Origin of the sequence: Streptomyces tailanensis, from assembly GCF_008386495.1 — a bacterium.
GTDB classification, from domain to species: domain Bacteria; phylum Actinomycetota; class Actinomycetes; order Streptomycetales; family Streptomycetaceae; genus Streptomyces; species Streptomyces tailanensis.
Genome location: NZ_VTHJ01000002.1, coordinates 264,267 through 283,700 on the forward strand (window position 1 = coordinate 264,267; position 19,434 = coordinate 283,700).

General features: G+C 70.4%; 13 protein-coding genes and 2 pseudogenes. 7 read left to right on the top strand and 8 right to left on the bottom strand.

Annotated elements, in window-relative coordinates:
* Positions 1 to 120: 120 nt before the first annotated feature.
* Positions 121 to 1,221 carry a fatty acid desaturase family protein gene (locus F3T56_RS03075; protein WP_149823081.1) on the bottom strand — a complete coding sequence of 367 codons (1,101 nt, stop codon included), beginning with the start codon at positions 1,219 to 1,221 and terminating at the stop codon, positions 121 to 123.
* A 639-nt stretch (positions 1,222 to 1,860) separates the two neighbouring features.
* Here F3T56_RS03075 and F3T56_RS03080 point away from each other — a divergent pair.
* The 7 genes and pseudogenes from F3T56_RS03080 to F3T56_RS03110 all read left to right on the top strand — a co-directional run bounded on the left by F3T56_RS03080 (position 1,861) and on the right by F3T56_RS03110 (position 10,729).
* Complete coding sequence (locus F3T56_RS03080; RefSeq protein ID WP_149823082.1) at positions 1,861 to 2,133, top strand: hypothetical protein; 273 nt, start codon at positions 1,861 to 1,863, stop codon at positions 2,131 to 2,133.
* A 40-nt stretch (positions 2,134 to 2,173) separates the two neighbouring features.
* Positions 2,174 to 2,800 (top strand): annotated as a pseudogene (locus F3T56_RS03085) (Rossmann-fold NAD(P)-binding domain-containing protein); the annotation flags it as partial.
* 106 nt (positions 2,801 to 2,906) lie between these two features.
* Entirely contained in the window at positions 2,907 to 3,578 is a 672-nt protein-coding gene (locus tag F3T56_RS03090) for a response regulator (RefSeq protein ID WP_172638782.1), read from the top strand.
* A pseudogene (locus F3T56_RS03095) lies at positions 3,575 to 4,862 on the top strand (sensor histidine kinase). The gene F3T56_RS03090 and the pseudogene F3T56_RS03095 overlap by 4 nt, the downstream one beginning before the upstream one ends.
* A 301-nt stretch (positions 4,863 to 5,163) precedes the next feature.
* A complete protein-coding gene (locus tag F3T56_RS03100) occupies positions 5,164 to 6,927 on the top strand; it encodes a hydroxysqualene dehydroxylase (RefSeq protein WP_149823083.1) in 1,764 nt (587 codons plus the stop codon).
* 98 nt (positions 6,928 to 7,025) lie between these two features.
* Positions 7,026 to 9,143: a DUF4139 domain-containing protein gene (locus tag F3T56_RS03105; RefSeq protein ID WP_149823206.1), complete on the top strand. Its 2,118-nt coding sequence runs from the start codon at positions 7,026 to 7,028 to the stop codon at positions 9,141 to 9,143.
* Between the two features lie 8 nt (positions 9,144 to 9,151).
* Positions 9,152 to 10,729, top strand: a complete 1,578-nt coding sequence (locus F3T56_RS03110) for a mucoidy inhibitor MuiA family protein (RefSeq protein ID WP_149823084.1) — start codon at positions 9,152 to 9,154, stop codon at positions 10,727 to 10,729.
* Between the two features lie 48 nt (positions 10,730 to 10,777).
* Here the strand turns inward: F3T56_RS03110 and F3T56_RS03115 are convergent, their stop codons facing one another.
* The 7 genes from F3T56_RS03115 to F3T56_RS03145 form a co-directional block, all read right to left on the bottom strand.
* Positions 10,778 to 11,638 (bottom strand): carbohydrate ABC transporter permease, encoded by an 861-nt coding sequence (locus F3T56_RS03115; protein WP_149823085.1) that lies wholly within the window; start codon positions 11,636 to 11,638, stop codon positions 10,778 to 10,780.
* A complete protein-coding gene (locus F3T56_RS03120; protein WP_149823086.1) occupies positions 11,635 to 12,582 on the bottom strand; it encodes a carbohydrate ABC transporter permease in 948 nt (315 codons plus the stop codon). Before F3T56_RS03120 ends, F3T56_RS03115 begins: the two co-directional genes overlap by 4 nt.
* Positions 12,579 to 13,925: an extracellular solute-binding protein gene (locus tag F3T56_RS03125; protein ID WP_425473539.1), complete on the bottom strand. Its 1,347-nt coding sequence runs from the start codon at positions 13,923 to 13,925 to the stop codon at positions 12,579 to 12,581. Before F3T56_RS03125 ends, F3T56_RS03120 begins: the two co-directional genes overlap by 4 nt.
* A gap of 102 nt (positions 13,926 to 14,027) precedes the next feature.
* A complete protein-coding gene (locus tag F3T56_RS03130) occupies positions 14,028 to 14,972 on the bottom strand; it encodes an alpha/beta hydrolase (protein ID WP_149823087.1) in 945 nt (314 codons plus the stop codon).
* Positions 14,969 to 17,323 (bottom strand): molybdopterin oxidoreductase family protein, encoded by a 2,355-nt coding sequence (locus F3T56_RS03135; protein ID WP_149823088.1) that lies wholly within the window; start codon positions 17,321 to 17,323, stop codon positions 14,969 to 14,971. The genes F3T56_RS03130 and F3T56_RS03135 overlap by 4 nt, the downstream gene beginning before the upstream one ends.
* Positions 17,316 to 18,059 (bottom strand): SDR family NAD(P)-dependent oxidoreductase, encoded by a 744-nt coding sequence (locus tag F3T56_RS03140; protein ID WP_172638783.1) that lies wholly within the window; start codon positions 18,057 to 18,059, stop codon positions 17,316 to 17,318. Before F3T56_RS03140 ends, F3T56_RS03135 begins: the two co-directional genes overlap by 8 nt.
* Positions 18,056 to 19,417 carry a B12-binding domain-containing radical SAM protein gene (locus tag F3T56_RS03145; protein WP_149823090.1) on the bottom strand — a complete coding sequence of 454 codons (1,362 nt, stop codon included), beginning with the start codon at positions 19,415 to 19,417 and terminating at the stop codon, positions 18,056 to 18,058. The genes F3T56_RS03140 and F3T56_RS03145 overlap by 4 nt, the downstream gene beginning before the upstream one ends.
* Between the last annotated feature and the right edge of the window lie 17 nt (positions 19,418 to 19,434).

Sequence of the window (19,434 nt, forward strand, 5' to 3'; positions counted from 1 at the left end):
GCCCACCGCCACCTCGCGGCCCCTCCCTGTGCGGATTCCGTCCTCTGCTCTACGCGGGCGGTCGGCACGTCCGTCGCCGGAGGAGGAGCATGCGGGAGAGCAGTGCCATCCGCGGGCTGATCAGTACTCCAGCTCGGGACGCAGGCGCAGCGGGCCGCCCACCGCGTGGAGGTGCCGCAGTACCTGGGCGTAGGAGTCGAAGAGCCCGGTCTCGTGGTACGCGATGCCGTGCCGGGCGCAGTAGGCGCGCACGAGTTCCTGGGCATGACGCAGGCTGGGCCGCGGCATGGAGGGGAAGAGGTGGTGCTCGATCTGGTAGTTGAGCCCGCCGAGCGCGAAGTCGGTGAGTCGGTGACCCCGGATGTTCCGTGACGTCAGTACCTGCCGACGCAGGAAGTCGACCTTGTCGTCCTTGCCGAACAGGGCCATGCCCTTGTGGTTTGGGGCGAACGAGCACCCCATGTACAGGCCGAACAGACCTTGGTGCAGGAGGAGGAAGACCACGGCCTGCACGGGAGTCAGGACCAGGAACAGTGCGGCGAGATAGCCGCAGAGATGCGCCGTCAGCAGGCCCGCCTCGGCCACCTTGGTCGTCCGCGAGGTCGCCGTGCCGGTGCGGTCGAGCAGTGCCCGTACGCCGGCGACGTGCAGGGCGAGTCCTTCCAGCAGCAGCATCGGGAAGAACAGCCAGGCCTGGTGACGGGCCAGCCATGCGTACGCTCCGCTGCGGACGCGGGCGTGGTCCTCGGTGAAGGCGATCGCGCCGTCGGCGATGTCGGGGTCGCGGTCGACGTGGTTCGGGTGGGAGTGGTGCCGGTTGTGCTTGGCGATCCACCAGCCGTAGCTGAGGCCGATCAGCAGGTCGGCGTGCACGCGGCCGAGCAGGTTGTTGACACGCTTGGAACCGGCGATCTGGTGGTGTCCCGCGTCGTGCCCGATGAATCCGGTCTGGGTGAACATCACGGCGAGGAAGGCGGCGGTCAGCAGCTGCCACCACGACTGCCCGATCAGGGCGAACGCGGTCCAGCCGGCGGCCAGCAGGAGGAGATTCGCGCCGATTTTGACGGAGTAGTAGCCCGGCCGCCGCTTCAGCAGCCCGCTCCGCTTCACCTCACGGGAGAGCGCGGCGTAGTCGCTGCCCCGGGTTTCGGGAAGCGGGTTCGTCGTCTCGGCGTGCTGGGCCGTCGGATCGGTGCCCCGGTTGATGAAGTCAGTGCTCACGGTTTTTCCTCTCGGGATGCGCGGGCCGGTACGACCACCGGCGCGGGGGCAGGGCGCCGGCCGCGGGAAGCCCATACGGAAACAGACGGATGCAGCACGAGACAGGCCCGCGGTGCGGGCCTGTCTCGACGAGATGTGCTCAGAGCGCGCGAACCTGGTCGGCCCGCATGGTAGGTCGGGTATGCGCGCGGTCGCGCGATCCCGGGCTGTCGGTCGCCAGCCGTCGAAGAAAACCCCCGAAACGACAAAACGCCCGCTGTCAGAACTCCGCGGGCGCTTCCACGTTCGCAAACTTCAACTACAACCACTCGCCAAACGTCCGGTGCGCCGGGAACGTTCCCGCTTGGGCCGGTAAGGGCTCGGTGCCGCTCGCGGCGGGCGGTTCCGGAGGGGAGTACGGTTGCGGCACCGAGCGCGCCTCGTACGCCGTCACCCGTTTCGGCGTCGCCCTCGGAGAACGGCACAGGCCGGCGCACATCGGATCCGGCAGCGCGGTAGCGGATTTCCCGGCTACCGGGATGCTTCCGAAGCATTCCGGCGTCTGGCGTACGACCCTGAACCGATCAGTACGTCTGACCCGATCAGCACGGCTCCGAACTGATCAGCACGGCCCTGAACCGATCAAGAGGATGCGGACGCATGTATTCACAGGACGCGATCTCCGGCCGCCGCCGCGGCCGCCCCGAACCGACCCCGGAGATGCTCTCCGGACTGGCCTGCCTCATCTGCGGCACCGATTACCGGAACGCTCCCGATCCGGAGGTGGTGGTGGTCTCCCACCGCGACGACAAGCAGCTGCTCGCCTGCCACGGCACGTGCGCACGCATGGCGAGCGGGTCGGTCGACGGTCTGGACGAGACCCCCCTCCCGCTGGCCGAGCGCGTGCGCGGGCACGGGGCAGACGGCTTCTGATCGAGTACTCGCCTCCTCCCGCAAGGAAAACGAGTTCCGCCTGCCGTTGCACCCCGCCCACCTCGGGCGGATCGCCCCGGACGTACGGAAAAGGATCTTCCCGAACAGGGCTACGGCGAACAGTTCGGCGTCGCCGCGCTGCGCCAGGGCCAGGCGCTGTGGGGGATGGCCGCACTGTGTGCAGGACGAGAGGATGACGCAGTTCGCCATCGACCGTCAGCTGACCCTCATCGCCTGGGAGGCCATGAACCACTGGACGTCCACGGGCGCCTTCAGTGTCCATGTGTGCCACAAGAACAACGAGCTCGCGGGCTACTGCTCGGTGCTGCACGCCCTGCAGCTGGGCGGGCTGACCGGCAGCTACGGGCGGCGCCTGCGCGCCGTGGTCATCAGCTTCGGCGCCACGGCGCGCGAAGCGGTCACAGGCCTGGGCGCCATGGGAGTCTCCGACGTCACGGTGCTCACCCAGCGCGCCGCGGCGGCGGTGGCCTCACCGATGCCGTCGGTCGTGATGGGTCACTTCGAGGAGCACGAGGACGATCCGCTGGTCGGCCCGGGGTGCCACTACTACGGAGTGGACCACAGCCCGTCCCAGCTGTGGAACTCGGCCACTTGGGAGATCAGCGAGGCGCTCCTCCCCTATCTGCGCAAGGTCATGAGTACCCCGCTGTGTGGCTGGAGCTGCCGCTCGTCGGGCCGCGGGGGCTCTGTGGGGCTTTAGGGTCGAGTCGGCATGGGGTGGACGGCATGGATGAAGGTGGGGCGGAGCGCGCGTGATCCGGGTAGTGGTGGTGGACGACGAGGCACTGGTCCGCTCGGGCTTCGAACTCATTCTGGGCGCGTCCGAGGACATCGAGGTCGTCGCGACCGCGAGCGGCGGCGGTGCCGTCGAGACCGTCCGCCGCGAGCGGCCGGATGTGGTGCTGCTGGACATCCGGATGCCGGACGTCGACGGGCTCACCGTCCTGCGCGAGCTGCGGATGATGCCGGACGCTCCCGTGGTGGCGATGCTGACGACCTTCGACGCCGACGAGTACATCCTGACCGCGCTGCACTGCGGCGCGGCCGGTTTCCTGCTCAAGGACACCGAGCCGGAGCAGCTGGCCCACCTGGTGCGCACCCTGGCCGCAGGCGGCGTCGTGCTCTCCCCCAAGGCGTCGCGCACCCTGCTGCACAGTCACCGCCGCGCCGGGGCGGCCGTCGACGAGGAGGCGGCACGCGTCCGGCTGCTCACTGCCCGCGAGCGCGACGTTCTCGTCCTGGTGGCGGAGGGGCTGTCGAACGCCGACATCGGGGCGCGCATCCACCTGGGTGCGGGCACGGTGAAGGACCACGTCAGCGCGATCCTCACGAAGCTGCGGGTGACGAGCCGGGTGCAGGCGGCGCTGCTGGCGCAGCGAGCCGGCTTGCTCGACGAGCGGCCGCAGCCGGAAGCCGGACGGTGAGCCGCGCCCCCGCAGTGTGGCGGCGTGTTCCCGCGCCGGTCGTCGACATCCTTCTGGTGATGGTGGCGGCCGTGGACGTATGGCTGAACGGTGGAAGCACACGCGCCTCGGTGTCGCGCCGGCCCGATCGGCTGCGCCGCGTTGGCTTTCCGACGCAGGTTCCCGCCCGGCGTCTTCCTGCTCACCCTGCCCATCGCGCTGATGCAGGATGTCGCCGTCGCCGTGCTCGTGGCGCTGTTCACTCTGGCCGAACGCTCCCGCAACCACCGTCTCCTCGCGGTGTGCGTCGCTCTGTCCGCCATCGCGAGCAGCACTCCGTGGCCCCTGGCCGAGGTAGACCGGACCATGACGCTGGTCTTCTTCGTGTACAGCCTGGCGACCGCCGCGGCCCCCGTCCTCTTCGGCCAGCTTCTGCAGGCGCAACGGGACTTGGCGCGGCGGCTGGCCGAGATCGAGGAGGCCAGGGAGCACGAGCGGGCCCTGCATGCCCAGGCCGTGCTCGCCAGGGAACGCGCCCAGCCGGCCCGCGAGATGCACGACGTGGTCTCCCACCAGGTCAGCCTGATCGCCGTACGGGCCGGGGTGTTGCAGGTCGCCACCAAGAACGCGGACGCCAAGGAGGCCGCCCGCACGATCCGTTCGCTGAGCGTCACCACGCTCGACGAACTGCGCACCATGGTCACGCTGCTGCGCGCCTCCGGCGGCCACGCGACGGAGCCGACGCCTCAGCCCACCCTGGCCGACCTGCGCAAACCGGTGGAATCAAGCGGCACTCACGCGGAGTTGTCGGGTGAGCTTCCGCCCGCCGTGGGCACACCCGCGCAACGGGCCGTCTACCGCACGGTCCAGGAGGCGTCGACCAACGTCCGCAAGCACGCCCCCGGCGCCACCGCCCGCGTCGAGCTGTGGCAGGACGGCGACGACGTCGGAGTGACCGTCACCAACAGCCCGCCCACGCGTCCCTCCCTGTCCCTGCCCGGTTCGCAGCAGGGCATGATCGTGGGCGCGACGGTGGCAATGCAACGCCTGCCGCGACTACGCCGCCCGGCCAAACCGGTCATCGCCGTGGGGACCATGTCCCTGACGGCCTACGTCGGCCACTTCGTCGCACAGTCCGCGCTGTCCGTGCCCGGCTGGACCGGCACCCAACAATCCTGGGTGCCGCTACTCATGTTCGTCCTCGGGGCGATCGTGTTCGCCGCGATCTGGTCCCGCTTCTTCCGCCGCGGCCCCCTGGAGTATTTGCTCAACGCCGCCACCAAGCCGGCGAAGCACATCCGATGAGGCCGGGGTGGCTCGCCTACACGTCCCACCCCGGCTCGTCACGCCTAGAGCCTCTCGTTCAAATCAGCCCGGATCAGGGAGCGGGGCGAGTGGACTTCCCCGCGTCCCTCAACGCTCCCCCTCCTTTCGGCATGCGGCCGGCCGCAGTCGGACCGGGAATGCCTTCGCCGCACGCCGTCGCGTGCCGCCGAGGTGATACGGCATCAAGCCAAAGTGACCCGAGCTCCGTCGGTCGCCTTCCGGGATCGGTGCGGCGCTCATATCCTCGTGCGCCGATGGTTACCGACGGTAAGGGGTTGCGATGGGCGGCACCACACGCAGAGGGTTCCTGGGCACGGCCGCGGCCGCCGGCGGCGGGGTCGCCCTCGGAATCCCCCAGCCGGCGGCAGCCCAGAGCGGCGCCGCCCCACAGAACGTGGCCGTACTGGGCGGGGGCGTCGCCGGGCTCACGGCCGCGCACGAACTCGCCGAACGCGGCTTCCGGGTCGCGGTCTACGAACGCAAGGCGCTGGGCGGCAAGGCCCGCAGCATGGACGTGCCGGGCAGCGGCACGGGCGGTCGCGGCCCCCTGCCCGGGGAGCACGGCTTCCGCTTCATCCCCGGCATCTACCACAACCTGCCCGACACCATGCGGCGCATCCCCTTCCCCGGCAACACAGGCGGTGTCCACGACAACCTCGTCGCCCCCAAGGAGATGCTGTTCGCCCGGTCGGGCGGCCGCGAGGACATCCGGATCCCACTTCCCTGGCCCGGCAACACCCCGGCCGAACTCACCCCCGACGAGATCCGCCGCGCCCTCACCTCGGTCCTGGACACCGCCTTCAACCTCCCCCTCCACGAGGCCCTCTACTTCGCCAACCGCTTTCTGGTCTTCCTCACCAGGTGCGACGAACGCCGCGACGACGCCTGGGAGCAGATGCCGTGGTGGGAGTTCGTACGGGCCGGACGGATGTCGTACGACTACCAGCGGATCCTCGCCGTCGGCATCACCCGCAACATCGTGGCCACCAAAGCGGAGGAGGCCAGCACCCGTACGGTCGCCACCCTGCTGGAGGCCTTCGCCTTCAACCTCCTCGGGCGGGGCGCTGACGGACCGCTGGACCGGATCCTCAACGCGCCCACCAATGAGGCCTGGATCGACCCCTGGGTGACGTACCTGAAGTCACTCGGAGTCGAGTTCCACATCGGCTGGACCGTACGGGACCTGACCCTCGACACGGGCCGCATCTCCGGGGCCGTCATGGAGGACCCGGAGGGTGCCCGCCGGACCGTCACCGCCGACCACTACATTTCGGCCATGCCGGTCGAGCACGCCCGCCGCACCTGGAACTCCGCCGTCCGCGCCGCCGACCCCCAACTGGCCGAGTGCGACCGGCTGGAGACGGACTGGATGACCGGCATCCAGTTCTATCTGACCGAACGTACGCCGATCCTGCACGGCCACCTCGACCTCATCGACTCCCCCTGGTCGCTGACCGCGATCGCCCAGGCCCAGCACTGGCCGGGCCACGACTTCCCCTCCGACTTCGGTGACGGCACGGTCGCGGACTGTCTGTCCGTGGACGTCTCCGAGTGGGACCAGCCGGGCATCCTGTACGGCAAGACGGCCAAGCAGTGCACTCGCGCCGAAGTCGCCCGCGAGGTGTGGGCGCAGCTGAAGGCGGCGCTCAACGACAGCGGTCGTACGGTCCTGAAGGACTCCGTGCTGCACTCCTGGTTCCTCGATCCGGCCGTGGACGGACTCGGCACCCCGAACCCGGTCAACGAGGAGCAGTTGCTCATCCATCCGGCGGGGACCTTGCACCACCGTCCGCGGTCCGCCACGAAGATCCCCAACTTCTTCCTGTCCGGCGACTATGTGGCCGTGCCCATCGATCTGGCCACCATGGAAGGCGCCAACACCTCAGCCCGACAGGCTGTCAACGCCCTGCTGGACGAGATCGGTTCGGCCGCCGAGCGCTGCACCGTCACCCCGCTGTACCGGGCCCCCGAGTTCGAGGCGCTCAAACGCCACGACCGCACGCGTTACCTCCTCCGACTGCCCAATCTCTTCGACGTCGGTTGACAGCTTGCGCAAGCGGTGCACTCGCGGCTTCCGGCGCAGCAGAGCACCAGCGCAACACGTAGGCTTCGCTCAGCATGGACACGGCGGGGGCGGAGCACATGACGGCTGAGGCAGCACAGAGGTGGGGGTCGACCCTCGATTCGGTCGTGGTATACGCGCAGGGCGCGGTCTGCCGCCGCCTGGCCCGGGGCATGGTGCCGCCCGACGGCCGGGTACGGGTGACGGGACTGCCCCGCTCGCTGGACCCTGGCTCGCTGCGGGCCCGTGTCCTGGGCACCTCCGGGGTCCGTGTCACCGAAGCCCGGGTGGAGGTCGAGGCCCAGCCGCTCGACACGGGCACGCCCGACGAGTTGCGGCGCGAGGTCGAGCGGCTGAGCGACGAGTACGCGGCGGCGCAGGGACGCCGGGACCGGCAGCTGAGCCTGATCGAGGAAGTCAGGGCTCTCCACCCGGTGCCACCTGCCCGCAAGCGCGAGGATCCGCACCGTCGCACCCCGGTCGACGCATGGCTGGAACTCGCCGACTTCGTCGACGAGCGACTGACGGGACTGCACACCCGCCTCGTCGAGCTGGAGGAAGCGCTGCACGACGTCGAGCACAAGCTCACCGTCGCCACCGACAGGCTCGCCCGCGCCTCCACCGACGCACCGTCAGCGCATGTGGAGACCACGGTCTGCGCGGTCCTGGCCCTCGACGCCACCGGTGACACGAAGCCGGAGGCGGGGGTTGAGGTAGAACTGGAGTACGGGGTGCCGGGCGCCGTCTGGGTGCCGACCTACCGTCTCACGCACCGTCAGGGCGACGGCAGCGGCCGTCTGGTGCTGCGTGCCTCGGTAGCCCAGCGGACCGGCGAGGACTGGACCGGCGTGCGCATCGCCCTGGCCACCGCCGATCTTCGGCGCCGCACCGACCTGCCGAGGCTCCGCTCGATCCGGATCGGACGCCGTCAGCCCGCCCCCGCACCCTCTGGCTGGCGCGAGCCTCCGGCAGGGCTCGCCGACCTGTTCACCGGGTACGAGGCAGCCGGCCCCCGCCCTGCCACGACCGCCGCACCTACGGTTGTCGTGGCCGGCTCCGCGCTCGTGGGTGCCGCTGGCGGCTCCGCGTCCGGTCCCGTTCCGCAACCGCCGCCTCCCGCGCCGCCGGCATCGCAGGGCTACGGCGGTCCGCCGACCGCGGTCCCGGCGCCCGGCGGTGCGTACATCCCCTCCCCGGAGTCGTTCGGCGGCGGGATGGCCGACCTCCGGCGGTCGGCCCCCTCGCGACCGGCCGGCAGGCCGCGGACCGGCGGCAGTTCCTTCGAGGGTGCCCCCGCCCCCATGGCGCCCGCAGCTCCCGGCCGGGCCGCACCGCCACCCCTTCCGGCACCGGTTGCCGGTCCGCCGCAGCCGAGCGGCGCCGAGCTCGACTACGCCGCCCTCGTCGTGTGCGGCCCCGACGAGCAGGGGGATCGCAGAGGCCGGCTGTTTCCCGACGTTCCCTTCGACCCGGTGGCGACCGAGTACCGCCGCCGCGCCGAAGCGGTAGCCGCGCTGCCGCTGCCCGGACAGGCCGTGCGGCCCCGCGAGTCGGCGGGTTCTTTCGACCACCGCTTCGATGCCACCGCCCGCGCCGACATTCCGTCGGACGGCACCTGGCACACCGTCACCGTCGGCGAGATCCCGGTCGGGCTGCGCACCGAGTACCTCTGTGTGCCGTCCGTGGAGCAGACCGTTTACGCGACGTTGGTGCTCTCCAACGCCACCGACCAGGCGTTGTTGGCCGGCCCTGTGGAGGTCACCGTCGACGACGACTTCCTGCTGACCGCCGCACTGCCCACGCTCGCCCCCGGCGGTGTCCGCCGGGTGGGGCTCGGGCCGGCCGAGGGCATCCGGGTCACCCGCCGTACCAACCTGCACGAGTCGACCTCGGGCCTGCGGGGCAACACCACTGTGCTCGACCACCGCGTCCACGTGGAGCTGGCCAACCGGCTCGCGAGGCCCGTCACCGTCGAGGTCCGCGAGCGGGTGCCGGTCACCTCCGAGCCGGACGTCCGGATCGAGGAACGGGCCGACTGGGCAGCACCCGAGGAAGGCACGGGGCCCGATCGCCATGCGCCGGGCACCCGCGTCTGGCGACTGGACCTGCCCGCAGGCGCCACTGCCGCACTCGACGGCGGCTACGAGATACGCATCCCGACCGGCAAGGCCCTGGCCGGCGGCAACCGCAGGAGCTGACACACGCCATGTCCACGGCCCCGAAGCCGATCGCCCTCCCCGTCATCGCCCTTCCTGTCACCGCCGTCACGTGTCTCGAGGACCGCGCCCACATCGAGCGCGCCGCCGTGTTCGACCTGGAGGCCGGGGTCCAGCGGCTGCGTCTCGGGCCGGTCAGTGCGCTGGCCGTCGACCGGACCCTCCATGCCGAGCTGACCGCCGATCACCCCGCGACCGTGCTCGACGTGCGGATCGTCCGCACCTGGACGCCGCGCGGGCCGCAGCCGCCCACCGTCGACGACTCCGCCCTGCGCCACCGCGCGCACATCCTCGAAGAAGAGCGGCTCGCCCAGGAGCAGCGGCGCGACCGGCTGCACGCCCGCCTCGACCTGCTCGGCCGCCTCGCCACCGATCTGCTGCGGGAGATCCGCGAAGGCGCCGGCTCCGGTGAGACCGAAGGGCCCCGCTGGTCCCGCGAGCTCGACCGGGTGGACGCCGAGCGCGACACGTACGGCGAAGAACTCCGCACCGTCGAAGCCCGGCTGGCCGCGCTCGCCGTCGAGCTCGGGGAGGTCCAGCGGGCCATGGACCTCGCCGAGGAGGAGCCCGCCGAGCTGGTCGGCCATGTCGAGTTGACCGTGGAGGCCGCGGTCGCCGGGCCGGCCCGGCTGCGCCTGAGCCACCTCACCCCGTGTGCGCTGTGGCGGCCCGCCTACCGGGCCGTGCTCGACGGGGACTCCCTGACGCTGGAGACCGACGCGATGGTCTGGCAGCGCACCGGTGAGGACTGGTCGGACGTACGGCTGACGTTGTCGACGGCCCGCTCGGCGCTGGCCACCGATCCGCCACGGCTGGGCGAGGACCGGCTGACGCTCAAGGACCGCTCCGCGGCGGAGCGCCGGACGCTCGACGTCGAACTGCGCGAGGAGGAGACCGGGGACCTCGGCCCGGCCCCGGTGCTCGGCCTGCCCGGGGTGGACGACGGCGGCGAGGCGCGGGTGCTGAGATCCCCCACGCCGGTCTCCGTGCCCGGAGACGGCCGCGCCCACCGGGTGCCGCTCTCCGTGTTCACCACCGCCGCGAGCAGCGAGTACGCCTGCTCACCCGAGATGTCGCCGCTGGTCACCCAAGTGGTGCGGTTCGACAACCTGTCCGGCCACGCGCTGCTCGCCGGGCCCGTGGACCTGTGCCGCGGCAGCGGATTCAGCGGCCGCGGCACGCTGGACTTCACCGCCCCCGGCGCCCCCGTCGAGCTGGCCTTCGGGAGCTGCGACGACTACCGGGTGGCCCGGCATGCCGAGGAGTCCCGCGACACCGCCGGAATCACCCAGCGGACCGTGGTCACCCGCACGGTCCGGCTGCACCTGTCCCGGTTCTCCGCCCCCGGGGAGCAGGGCGAGCGGGTGGTCGTCCTTCGGGAGCGGATCCCGGTCTCCGAGGTCTCGGCGGTCGAGATACGCCTGCACAAGGATTCCTGCTCCCCGCCGCCCGACGTGGTCGACGCCGAGGGCATCGCCCGCTGGGACGTCCCCCTGCCGCCCGGCAGCCGCCGCACAGTGACCCTGGTCTACGAGATGTCGGCGAGCGCCAAGGTCACCGGCCTGTGAGTGGCGGGCCACCGCCCGCCTGCTGACGCAGGCCTGACTCTCTGCCCGTCACTGCCCCGCCAACCCCGTATGCGCCACCCCCCGCACAATCTGCCGCTGGAACAGCGCGAAGACGATCAGGAGTGGCAGGCCCGCGATGACGACCGACGCCATCATCTGCTCGTAGCGGAGGCCGTAGGACGTCTGGACGTTGACCAGGCCCACCGGGAGCGTCATGCCGCCCGGGTCCGTGGTCACCAGGAACGGCCAGAGGAAGTTGTTCCAGGTCGAGATGAACGTGAAGATGCCGACCGCCGCAAGGACCGGACGGGAGAGGGGCATCACGATCGTCCAGAAGACGCGCCAGCGGCCCGCGCCGTCGACGAAGGCCGCCTCCTCCAGTTCGCGGGGGACGCCGTCGAAGAACTTGACCAGGATGAACACCATGGCGGGGACGGCGACTTGGGGCAGGATCACACCCCAGTACGTGTCGACCAGGCCCAGCTGCACCATCTCCGCGAACAACGGGGCCATCAGGACCTGGGGCGGGACCATGATTCCGGCCAGGACGACGGCGTACAGCACTTTGCGGCCACGGAACTCCGTGCGCGAGAAGCCGTACGCCGCCATCGCGCACAGCAGAACCGTCAGGATCGTCGTCATCACCGAGATGTACGCCGTGTTGAACATCCAGCGGCCGATATCGCCCGCCTCCCACACCTTCCGGTACGCGTCGAAGGTGACGTGGGAGCCGAGCCAGCGCAGGGGCGTCTTCGTCGCCTCGCCTTCGGGTTTGAAGGACGTGGCCAGGGCCCACGCCAGGGGGAGGACCCACACCACGGTCAGGAGCAGGGCCGCGGCCAGCATGACCCAGCGGCCCGGGGTCCAACGGGCCTTGCGGCCCTCGTCCGTTGACAGTGATGCGCTCATGCCGACTCCCCACTCCGCCGCGACAACCGCAGCTGTACCAGCGACACGATCACGATCAGGGCGAAGAAGAGGTACGAGACCGCCGAGGCGTAGCCGATGCGGTACCCGGTGAAGCCGGACTGGTAGACGTACTGGAGGATCGGGCGGGTCGAGTCGTCGGGGCCGCCGCCGGTCATGATGTACACCTGGTCGAAGATCTTGAGGGAGGCCAGGATCTGGAGAACCAGGACGACCCCTGTGGTGCGCTTCAGCAGGGGGAGGGTCACATGCCGCAGCCGTTGCCACGCGCCCGCGCCGTCCAACTCCGCTGCTTCGTAGAGGTGTTGAGGGATCGACTGCAACGCGGCCAGGTAGAGAAGGAAGTTGAAGCCGACCGTCCACCAGACGGTGGCGGCCACGATCGACAGCATCGCGTACCGCTCGTCCGTCAGCCAGCCGATCCCCGGGTGCAGTCCGAACCAGGCGAGCAACTGGTCCGCGAAGCCGAAGTCGGAGGGGAAGATCACCCAGAGGAAGAGCAGGCCGATCACGCCCGACGGCAGGAGGAAGGGCGCGAACCAGGAGAGCCGCCACAGCCATTGGACGAACCGCAGATGGTGCGAGAGCAGGGCGAGGACCAGGCCCATCACCACCAACGGGACCGTGGACAGGATCGTGAACCAGATCGTGTTCCACAGCGACGACCAGACGCCCGGGTCCTGGAACGCCTCCGTGTAGTTGTCGAAGCCGACGAACTCTCCTCCCTCGCCCGTGATGTTGTCGCTGCGCAGGCTCATCCCGATGCCGGATACGAGTGGCCAGAGCAGGAAGAGCGCATAGGCGAGGAAGAAGGGGGCGATGAACACCAGGCCGTGCTCGGTCCACTTGCGGCGGACGGTGACGGGTCGCGCCGCCGGCTGCTCCGCCGGGACCGGGACGGTGGTCGGGGTCGTCGTCGTGGTCACGCGGCACCGCCTCCTACCGGCTTGAGCGAACCGCCGAGCGGATCGGGCGTGTCGAGCAGCTTTCGCAGCCGTTTCTTCGCCTCGCGCAGGGCGCCCGCCGGCGTGCGCGATCCGGTGAGTACGCCCGAGAAGACCGCCCCCAGTTGGATCCACATCGGCGAGGCCGAGCCCGCGAACCAGGCGGGCTGGTCGAGGACCACGTCGTCGATGACGGACCGGTACGCGGACTGCGGCTCCAGTTCCAGATAGTCCTCTCGCGTCAGCGTCGGCAGATACGCCGGGACGTGGCCGCCCTTGGCCCAGTCCACGGAGTGCTTGAGCATCCAGGCGACGAAGGTGTGGGCCGCCTCGTTCGCCCCGACCGAGCGGCCGTCCTGGTGCGGGAGTACGAAGGAGTGGCAGTCGGCCTGGGCGGTGGGACGCCCGAACAGCGCGGGTACGCGGGTCATGGAGAACGGCAGCTCGGCGGTGGTGAAGGTCGACACCTCCCACTCGCCGTTGAGGTGGAAGGCGGTCCTGCCGGCGTTGAACACCCCGATGGAGCCGGGGTAGTCGACGCGGCGCACCATCAACCCGTCCGCCGTGAGCCGGGCCATGAACTCGAGGATCTCCAATGCCTTGGCGTCATCGAGTGTGAGGCGTTTACCGTCCGCGGACAGGACCGTGCCGCCCAGCTGCGAGTAGAAGGTGGCGAACAGCCGCCAGGGTGTGACGCAGTCCGGTCCGGTCGTCTCGGCGCTCAGCCCGGGCGCGCCCGTGGCCTTCTTCGCCGCGCGCAGGGCGTCCATGAACTCCCCTGCGCTGCCGATGGGTCGGAGCTGCCCGCCGTCGCCGAGCAGACCGGCCTTCGCGCAGACGTCGGTGTTGTAGTAGAGCACCATGGGGTGGGTGTCGAGCGGGATCGCGTACTGCTGTCCGTCGACCGTGCCGCGCGTGAAGATGCCCTCGGGAAACTGGTCGGTTCCCACGCCCAGTTCACGCAGCAGGTCCAGGTCGAAGGGGTCGAGGAGCCGCCCGGGCCCGAACCCCGCGAGCCGTGCCAGGTGGAGCACCGCGACCTCGGGCGCCCGCCCGCCGGCCCCCGCCATGCCCAGCTTCGTGTAGTACGGGGTACCCCACTGAAGCTGGGTCGCCTCCAGGTCGATCGCCGGGTGCTCCTTGGCGAACGCGTCGACCAACGCGGTCATATTGGCCCCGTCGCCGCCACCGAAGAGGTGCCAGTAACGCAGCCGGGTCTTCCCCTCGGCCCCGAAGGAGGGCGCGGCACACCCCGCCGCACCCAGCACCAGCCCTCCGGTGCCGACAAGTAACTTCCTTCTGCTCAGACGTGGTTCATCGCTCACGGTCCACCCTTCGATCGTCCGAAATACCGAACTGTGCTCGCGAATTCGGACGGACGCTAGATTCGAAGCGCTTCCGAGTCAACGGTTCACGCAGGCATTGGGTCAGGCCCCGTGGCTCCCCGCCTCGGCCTGCTCCCCGCGGGGCAGCGGGACGCCGTAGGCCTTGGCCAGAAATTCGCTCACGCGCCGGGCGTACTCCTGCGGTGCCACCACATGGTTGGCCAGATGCCGACCCCTCGGCACCCGCCAGATCTCCGCGGGGCCGGCCCAGTGGTCCTCGACGAATCGCCGGCTGTCCCGCGCGTCGAACATCGTCTCCCGCTCGCCCACGATGTAGAGCAGCGCCATCCCGGACTGCTGCCGGGCCGACCGGCGCGCGTGTCGGTACAGCGCCGGTGACCTCGTCCACGCCGACACGGCGGAGGCCATCGCCCGGTCGGCCAGCGCGCGCGGCGCCCGCCACCGGGCGCCCTGGCGCTCCCGGCGCAACTGCTCGCCGAGCATGTCCTTCCAGCGCACCAGTGGAGTGGAGTCGAGGATCAGGGCGGGGTGGCGCGCCTCGCCGGACGGTCTGCCCAGGTGCGCGAGGGCCATGTTGCCGCCGAAGGAGCAGCCGAGCAGCGCCACGCGTCCGGCCAGCGGCGGCGTGTCCTCGAAGCGCCCGCGTACCTGGGCCGATACGGCCTCCAGGTCCGCCAGCGGGTCCCACAGACTGCCGCGCAGCCTGCGCCGGGAGGCCTCGCTCTCGCCGCAGCCCCGGAAGTCGAATCCGACGACGGCCAACCCCTGGTCGTACAGCAGTCTGGTGTGCTTCAGCGTGCGGGACTTGCCGGTGCTGCGGGAGTGGCAGACGATCACCACCCCCCAGGCCTCGGGCGGTACGAAGGTCCACCCGGCGATGCGCAGCCCGTCGCCGGTGACGACGGTGAACGGCTCGGCCGTGAGCCCGTAGTCGGCGGGGCGTTCGAAGTCCGCGCCGGGGTCGGGCGCGGCCAGCCGGCGGAAGGTCCGGGCCGGGTATGTGAGGGGAGCCAGCGGGCCGGTCATCTCTCCGCCTCGGTGGTGGTCGCCGGGGTCGCCGCGCGGACCGGGACGACGTCGACGTAGGTGTCCTTGAGCAGGGGCTGCCAGGTGTGCGGATCGATGTTGTCCGAGCTGGTCAGGATGTTGGGATGGGTTCCGGCCCGGTCCGGGTGGAACGTCAGGTACACGTGCCCCGCAGGGACGTCCTGGCTGATCGCCACGGGGCAGGTGATCTCGCCCAGTTCGTTGCGCAGCACCGCCTCGGCCCCCGGGGCGAGGCCGAGACGACCGGCGTCGGCCGGGTTGACGTAGACGTGGTTGCGCTCCGGCCAGTCCTCGACGCCCGTCGCCGTGGAGGAGTTGAACATCGCGGTGTTGTGGCGGCGCACGGCGTTGCCGGCACCCATCGCGCCGCGCCCGGTGATCAGTACGAAGCCCCGGCCGCGCTCCTGGAAAGGCACCAGTCGTTCGGGGGCCGGCAGATGGAAGCGGGCTCGGCGCCGGTCGGCGCTGAACACCCCGGAGAACAGTGGGACTTCATCGTCGGCCGCGTCCTTGCCGTCGGTGGGGGGCGGCACATAGCGGCGTGCCCCCTGCCACTGGACGCCCTCGCCCGAGCGGATGCCGTCCCAGGTGATCGGCTTGCCGTCGGCATCGGTGAACTCGTTGTAGAAGCCCCGCGAGGCCTGCTGGATCTCCTGCCAGACCGCCTCGCCGGAGGGTTCGCCGTCGGGCTCGGCCGGGTACCGGAAGGCGGCGTCCAGCGCGGGTCCGGACAGGTCGCGGTTGCCCTCGGCGACCCACGACTCGAGGTTCTCCTGGGACGGTTCGACGTCCGTCGCGGGCGGCTGCTGGTCCCCGAGGCGTTCGGCGATCCGCCGGGCGACCGAGCAGATGATGCGGACATCGCCCCACGCCTCGAACGGGGGCTCTTCCACCGGCTCCATGTACTGCAGCCGGCGCTCACCGTTGAGGAAGATCCCCGACGTCTCGTGCTTCGTCCGGCACGGCAGGATGATGTCCGCGTACTCCAGGATCTCCGGGTTGTAGTAGGAGTCCGCGTACACGATGCACAGGTCCATCATCTTCTCGCGCCAGCGCCGGAGGTTGGGAAAGTTCCGCGCCGGGTTGGTGCCGAAGACGAAGAGGGTGCGCAGCCGTTCCGAGGTGGCGAACGAGGCCACGGGAAGCCCCGGTCGGGGACTGATCCGCCATGGCGGCAGGTCCCATGCGTCCGCCATGACGGCCCGGTGTTCGGGGTTGTCGACCCGCATGCGGAACGGCAGCATGCGGCCGGAGAAGCCGAGCGCGAGTTCGCTGGAGGCGTTGGACTGGCCCGCCAGCCGGACGTGACCGCGCCCCGGCTCACCGATCGCGCCGGTCAGCAGATGCAGGTTGAGAATGGACGCCACTCCGGCACTGCCGACGGTCTGGTTGATGCCCACCGAGCTCGTGGACACCACCCGGCGCCGGGCCCACAGGTCGCAGGCTCGCTCGACCCTGGCCCGCATGTCGGCGGGGTCCATGCCCTCGGGGGTGATCCGCGGCACGACCTCCTCGACGCTGAACGGTCCTCGCCGGAGGAAGGCGAGGAAGCTCTCGGCACTGTCCGCGTCGACGTGCCGCTCGACATAACTCGGGTTCCACGCCCCGGTATCGAGGAGCCGACGGGCGAACATCAGGTTCAGCAGGACGTCGCTGCCGCTGCGCACCGGCAGATGGATGTTGTCCGGGTTGTCGGCCAGCAGCTGGGTGACGGTGTCGGTACGCCGCGGGTCGACGACCACCTTCACGGCGTCGCGATTGCGGCGGATGTAACGCTGGAACACGGTCGGATGGTTGACGGCCGGATTGTGGCCGTAGAAGAAGATGGCTTCGGCCGACCGGTAATCGTCGTAGCATGAGAACGGCCCCTCATTGCCGAACACGAGCTCGTGGCCGCCCGCGTTGTTGGCCAGGCACTGCTCGGCGTTGGAGCAGATGTTGTTGGTGCCCAGATGCCCTTGGAAGAACTTCTTGGTGACCCACAGCGCTTCCATGGTCATCTGGCCGACGCCGTAGAACGCCAAGGAGTCACGCCCGAAGTCCTGCCGGTCGGCGAGGATGCTGTCGGCGACCATGTCGATCGCGTAGTCCCAGGAGACACGCTCCCAGCCGTACGGGGACCTGAGCATCGGGCTGGTGAACCGGGCGACCTTCTGGGGGTGCGCTCCCAGGTGCTTCTGGAAGTAGTGCGCACCCTTGACGCACACGCCGAGACTGCCGGTGGCGCGCACCTTGCGGTCCTCGGTGACGGTGACCTGGTCCACGACACCGCAGAAGGTGCACAGCGTCTGCTTGGCCCGTGCGGGGGAAGCCGGTGCGGGATCAGCCACCGCCGGCCTCCATCAGGTCCCTGGCCAGGGCCGGGCTGCCCAGCGTCCAACCGCCGTCGACGACGAACTCCTGGCCGGTGATGTAGCGGCTCTCGGGCGAGGCGAGATGGGCGGCGAGAGCGGCCACCTCCGCCGCCGTTCCCAGCCTCCCGAGCGGGACGTGCCGTGCCACAGCGGCCTTCCACTCCGCGGACCGCTCGGCCGTGGCGCCGCAGTCGACGAACCCGGGCAGCACGGTGTTGCAGGTGATCCGGTACCTGGCGAGTTCGGCTGCCATGGCCCGCCCGAAACTCGCCAGCGCGCCCTTGGCCGCCGCATACCCCGACAGGCCGGGCACCCCGACCCGCGAGGCGGCCGATCCGATGTTGACGACCGCGCCGCCGCCGGCCTTCATCATCCGGAAGGCCACCGCACGGCAGACGTTCATGACGCCCAGCAGATTGGTGTCGAGCAGCCGGTCCACGGCCTTCGGGTCCGCCGTCAGCAGCGGTCCCTCCTCCACGGTGCCGAAGCAGTTGACCACCGCCGTGCACGGGCCCTGGGTGCGCCACGCCCACGCGAAGAACTCACGGCACGACTCAGGCTCCGTCGCGTCGACCAACGCCCCCGGCACACCCAGGCGTGTCGCCGCGTCCGTGGACCCGTGGCAGCCCGCCACCACCTCGTGCCCGCGGGAGCGCAGCGACCGCACCACCTCGGCCCCGATGCCGCCGGGGCCGATGACCGCCGCCCTCACACCATGCTCCGGCCGGTGGTGGCCAGCGCCTCGTCGCGCTCGGCCTTCTTCCGGACGAGGTTGCGGTAGATGGACTTGAAGTGCCGGGTCTTCCGCAACGAGAACTCCCGGTTGTAGAAGCTGCGGTAGATGCCGATCGTGCCCTCCTCCAGCTCCTCGGGGGTCATGTGCCTGGGCTGGTAGACCGCGTCGAAGACGGTGTAGTGCGACCAGGGGCGGTCGGTGAGGATCCGGCCCTCCCGCTCCATGTCGCCCCGCAGCGGTGTGCCGGGGAACGGTGTGACGCAGGAGGCCTGGATGCCGGCCAGGTAGTTGTCCTTCATGAAGGCGGCGGTCTCCTCGAAGGAGTCCTTGGTGTCGGTGTCCAGACCGAGGGTGAACGCGCCGTACACGCCGATTCCGTGGTCCTGGATGGCCTTCGTGGCCTCCACGTAGGTGCCCAGCGCCCGCAGCTTCCAGTTGCGCTCGTCGATGCCGGTCAGGGTCTCCGTCGAGACGCTCTCGAAGCCGATCAGCATCATCATGCAGCCGCTGTCATGCATCAGTTCGAGGATCTCGGGGTCCTTGTAGAAGGACACGTCGGACTGGCCGCTCCACTTGATGCCGAGAGGGATCAGGCGCTTGAGCAGCTCCCGGGTGCGGCCCCGGTCGACCACGAAGTTGTCGTCGGAGAAGAGGACGTAGGGGTTGTCGAAGCGTTCCCGGACGAGCTCGACCTCGGCGACGACCTGGTCGACGGTCTTGTAGCCGAGCTTGTCGCGGTAGCGGATGGTGGCCGCGCAGAACCGGCAGGTGTGCGGGCAGCCGCGCGAGGTCTCCACCCACACGCTCGGGTAGTAGCGCTGCTGTGCCAGCTCCCAGCGGGGGCGCGGCGCCTGCGTCAGGTCGGCCCGGCCGCGCTGGCGGTACATCGGTTTCAGCTCGCCCTGTTCGAAGTCGTGCAGCACCTGGGGCCACAGCGCCTCCGCCTCGCCCACGCACACGGCGTCGACGTGCCGCGCCACCTCTTTGGGGATCAGGTTGGCGTGCAGCCCGCCCGCCACCACGGGCACGCCGCGGGCACGGAAGGCGGCGGCGATCTCGTACATCCGGTCGGCCTGGGCGGTCATCCCGGTGACTGCCACCAGGTCCGCCTCGGCGTCGAAGTCGACCGGCTCGATGTTCTCGTCGATGTACCGGACGTCGTACTGGGGCGGAGTGAGCGATCCGACGATGATCAGCCCGGTGGCGAAGCCGGTCCAGGTGTAGTCGAAGAACTGGAACTCGCGGGATTCCCTCTTGAACTGCTGGTGTTTCGGGTTCCGTCCGAAGAACGTGGCCCGCGGTGATATGAGCAGGAGTTTCTTGGAGCGCGGCATGGCTTGCTGGTCCCTCC

Bases quoted from the DNA above. Each gene is read 5' to 3' on its own strand.
- F3T56_RS03110 (WP_149823084.1), top strand. From the start codon at position 9,152: ATGTCCACGGCCCCGAAGCCGATCGCCCTCCCCGTCATCGCCCTTCCT.
- F3T56_RS03130 (WP_149823087.1), bottom strand. From the start codon at position 14,972: ATGACCGGCCCGCTGGCTCCCCTCACATACCCGGCCCGGACCTTCCGC.
- F3T56_RS03145 (WP_149823090.1), bottom strand. From the start codon at position 19,417: ATGCCGCGCTCCAAGAAACTCCTGCTCATATCACCGCGGGCCACGTTC.
- F3T56_RS03115 (WP_149823085.1), bottom strand. From the start codon at position 11,638: ATGAGCGCATCACTGTCAACGGACGAGGGCCGCAAGGCCCGTTGGACC.
- F3T56_RS03080 (WP_149823082.1), top strand. From the start codon at position 1,861: ATGTATTCACAGGACGCGATCTCCGGCCGCCGCCGCGGCCGCCCCGAA.
- F3T56_RS03105 (WP_149823206.1), top strand. From the start codon at position 7,026: ATGACGGCTGAGGCAGCACAGAGGTGGGGGTCGACCCTCGATTCGGTC.
- F3T56_RS03100 (WP_149823083.1), top strand. From the start codon at position 5,164: ATGGGCGGCACCACACGCAGAGGGTTCCTGGGCACGGCCGCGGCCGCC.